Annotated in this window: 3 protein-coding genes; 1 reads left to right on the forward strand and 2 read right to left on the reverse strand. The window is 43.1% G+C overall.

Translation table 11 applies throughout. The features are described from left to right. Window positions 1-107: 107 nt before the first annotated feature. Window positions 108-2,474 carry a phosphoenolpyruvate synthase gene (gene ppsA, locus B4K20_RS11285; RefSeq protein WP_289282961.1) on the reverse strand — a complete coding sequence of 789 codons (2,367 nt, stop codon included), beginning with the start codon at window positions 2,472-2,474 and terminating at the stop codon, window positions 108-110. 8 nt (window positions 2,475-2,482) lie between these two features. After that, window positions 2,483-3,373, reverse strand: coding sequence for a pyruvate, water dikinase regulatory protein (locus B4K20_RS11290; RefSeq protein WP_286305086.1), 891 nt, complete (start codon window positions 3,371-3,373; stop codon window positions 2,483-2,485). 276 nt (window positions 3,374-3,649) lie between these two features. Between B4K20_RS11290 and B4K20_RS11295 the strand changes: the two genes are divergently transcribed. Then, window positions 3,650-4,348: aldolase/citrate lyase family protein (locus tag B4K20_RS11295; RefSeq protein WP_289282962.1), on the forward strand; the 699-nt coding region annotated here is incomplete at its 3' end.

The raw sequence follows: 4,348 nt of genomic DNA on the forward strand, positions 1-4,348 counted from the left end.
GATTTTTGTGTCAACCTATAGATTGCTTGAGACAGCCAGATTGACGAGGTCGCTATATTAGCAAAGCCCGGCCTGAAAAAACAGGCCGGACACTCGCTTTTTTACTTTTAAACGTGCTTTTCAGCTAAAGCCTGCCATGTACTCACAACAGTATCCGGATTCAGAGAGATACTGCTAATGCCACGTTCTAATAACCACTCTGCAAGATCTTCATGATCTGAAGGTCCTTGACCACAAATACCGACGTATTTATCCGCTTTTTTACACGCGGTAATGGCCATATCCAGCATCTTCAATACAGCAGGATTACGTTCATCAAATGAACCCGCTACTAATGCTGAGTCACGATCCAAGCCCAGTGTTAACTGAGTCATATCATTTGAACCGATTGAGAAACCATCGAAGAACTCAAGGAATTCATCTGCCATCACAGCATTTGAAGGTAACTCACACATCATGATTAGACGCAGACCATTTTTGCCACGCTCCAGTCCGTTTTCTTTTAGTAAGTTAACGACTGACTCAGCTTCGTCTAATGTACGAACAAATGGAATCATCAATTCAACATTAGTTAAGCCCATTTCATCACGAACGCGCTTCATTGCTTCAATTTCAAGTTTGAAGCATTCAGCAAAATCGTCTGATGAATAACGCGATGCACCGCGGAAACCGATCATTGGGTTTTCTTCTTCAGGCTCAAATAATGTACCGCCAATCAGATTGGCGTATTCATTTGATTTGAAGTCTGACATACGCACGATGACTGTCTCAGGATAGAATGCAGCAGCAATGGTTGAGACACCCTCTGCAATACGGCTTATATAGAATTCTACTGGGTCGCCATAAGCAGTTGTACGTTCTTTAATCGCTTGTTTAACTTCACCTTCCATCTCATCTGCATTCATCAATGCTTTTGGATGAATACCGATCATATTGTTGATGATGAATTCCAAACGAGCCAGACCGACACCTTTGTTTGGTAATTGTGCAAAGCTAAATGCACGGTCAGGGTTACCAACGTTCATCATAATCTTGACTGGCAACTCAGGCATATTATCGAGTTCTTCTACGCGATGTTCGAATTCGAGCAAGCCAGCATAGATATTACCTTCATCACCCTCAGCACAAGAGACAGTGACTTCTGTGCCTTCTTTAATGGTTTCAGTCGCATCGCCACAGCCTACAACAGCAGGAATACCTAATTCGCGAGCGATGATAGCCGCGTGGCATGTACGACCACCACGGTTAGTGATAATCGCAGAAGCACGTTTCATGATAGGTTCCCAATCTGGATCTGTCATGTCTGTTAACAGAACGTCACCTTCTTGGAATTTATTCATTTGATCGAGACTGTTTAGTAAACGCACTTTGCCTTGACCAATTTTGCTGCCAATAGCGCGGCCAACAGAAAGTAATTCACCTTCTTGTTTCAGAACGAATGTTTCACGAACGTTTTTCTTGGTACGACTTTGCACTGTTTCAGGACGCGCCTGAACAATATAAATTCGGCCATCATTACCATCTTTAGCCCATTCCACATCCATAGGACGCTTATAATGTTTCTCAATGGTGACAACCATTTTCGCTAAAGACTCAACTTCTTTGTCAGTTAAGCAGAAATGTAAGCGTTCTTCTGCATCAACATCCACCGTTTTCACCGGAGATGAAGCATCCCCAGAGTAAATCATTTTAATGGCTTTATGACCGACTGTACGACGTAAAACTGATGGACGACCGGCTTCTAGAGTATTTTTATGAACATAGAACTCGTCAGGGTTGACAGCACCTTGCACCACCATTTCGCCCAGGCCATAACTACCAGTAACGAAGACAACATCACGGAAGCCACTTTCTGTATCAAGAGAAAACGCAACACCGGCACTTGCAATATCAGAACGCACCATTTTTTGGATGCCAGCAGATAAAGCGACTTCACTATGATCAAAGCCTTGGTGGTCACGATACGCAATAGCACGATCATTAAATAATGATGCAAACACTTCACGAATCGCTTTTTTGATGTTTGCTAAGCCTGAAACGTTAAGAAATGTTTCTTGTTGTCCCGCGAAAGAAGCATCAGGTAAATCTTCTGCCGTTGCTGATGAACGCACAGCAAAGCTTGCTTCAGGACCGTATTCTTTTTCCAGCGCGGCATAAGCTTCGTCTATCGCTTTTTCCATCGCTTCTGGATAAGGAATAGTCATAATCCAATCACGGATTTCCTGACCTGTTTTTTGCAAAGCAGTGACGTCATCGACATCCAGCTCACGCAAGCGTTCATTGATTTTACTCTGGAGTCCATCGTGCAGAAGAAACTCCCGGTAAGCATCCGCTGTTGTGGCAAAGCCACCTGGGACATCGACTCCTAGAGGGGCGAGATTTTGCAGCATTTCACCTAATGAGGCGTTTTTACCACCTACTCTGCCGACATCCTCCATGCATAGCTTATCCAGAGAGATAACATATTCCGACATAGTTATAACTACCTTGCTTTTATAGATTTATTAAACATTAAAACCGACTCTCTTACTCGCTCCCGGCCCAAGCCCAGTGCACGTACTACACGGCTTGAGATTTCTTCGATTGAAGTATCGGTTGTTTCGAAAACGGCAATTCCCGCTTTATCGAACATAGATTGTGCTTGTGTCAATTCTGCCTGACAAATTTCCAGAGAGGCGTATTCACTCCCGGGCCGGCGTTGGCGTCTGATACGACTTAATGGTACGGGCTTAATTGTTAGCCCGACCAGTTTATCAATATTATCCAATAAACACTGAGGTAATTCATCTGAAGACAAGTCTTCTGGCGTCAAAGGATAGTTCGCCACTTTGAGTGAAAAGTTCATTGCCAGATAAAGACTTGTAGGGGTCTTACCACAACGTGACACACCAGCAAGAATCACATCGGCATCATTATAATGATCGGGTCTGACACCATCATCATGCGTCAGAGCGAAGTCAATGGCGTCTAATCTGCGCTGGTATGTGGTATCGCTAAATGCAATTCGCGAGACACCTTGTTTATGTGATGACTCAACACCAAAGAAACTTTCCAATGAGCCAATATAACTGTGAAACAAACTAATAACACAAGCGTTGGCGCTCTCGATAATGTATTGCTCATCATCATGCACTAAAGTGCTAAAAACAACGGGTTTGAGATTAGACTCTAAGCTGGTTTCGTTTATTTTCTCTCTGGCCTGTAATGCTTTTTCTGGGGTGTCTACAAAGGCCAGTGTGATGGTTTCGAACTCGAGATCAGGAAATTGAGCCAACAAGCACTTTCCATAAGATTCGGCAGTAAGTCCGGTGCGGTCTGATACAAAGAACACTTTCCGTATTTGTTCAGAATATTGTAGTTCTGTTTCTGTCATGTGTTAATCATGTGCCGAAATACAGGAATTGATCAACAAAAATTTTGCGTTAAGACAAAACACTGTTTACTCAATTCAGACCATACCGTATTTACTCGTCATATCAAAAAGACCTGTGGGATCATTTTCAAAACGAAAATACGGCAACCAAAACCGTGAATAATCGCATCTTTTTAAACTAAAAACCAGACTTAATCGATATATTATACTTTTGACAATCAGACACTTTATGATAACTGGCCCGAGGGAAAGGGCCTATCTAGGATAGATATATAAATGAGTACCTTGATTCATCCCAATGATGCGCTTGTCAATGAAGAGGCACCACTTCCAGTGATACCGGTATGTGAACACTTTGCAGGTAACCGTCACACACTACTCAAAGCCTTTGCGATTCAAGCTGAGTATGGCCCTGTTTTCGACATAACTTGTGATTGCGAAGATGGTGCAGCAACGGGGACAGAAATTTCCCACGCCAATATGATTGTTGAGCTTCTCAATAGCGAACATAACATCCATAAAATGGCAGGTGTGCGTATCCATGGGTTCAATGAGCCTGTCTGGAAACAGGAAGTCGATATTTTATTATCTGGGGCAAGAGATCTCATTCGTTACATAACACTTCCCAAGGCGCAGGATGCGACTCAAGTTGAGATGATGCTTGAATACATCCAGCTAGCCTCACAGAAATATAGCCTTCAGCAACCGCTGCCAATACATGTTTTGATTGAAACCCATGGCGCCTTAGGTGATGTCAACAAGATTGCCATGATGGAGCCAGTTGAAGTGCTCGACTTTGGCATTATGGACTACATCAGTGCTCATCAGAGTGTGATAACGGATGAAGCGATGCGGAGCCCTCTACAGTTCGAACATGCGTTAATCGTAAAAGCAAAAACTGAGATTATCAGTGCAGCGATAACCTCTGGTTGTATTGCCTCACATAATGTCACCTTAGCGATTAAAGATTATCAA

It is taken from the genome of Methylophaga sp. UBA5088, assembly GCF_002414625.1.
Taxonomy (GTDB): domain Bacteria; phylum Pseudomonadota; class Gammaproteobacteria; order Nitrosococcales; family Methylophagaceae; genus Methylophaga; species Methylophaga marina.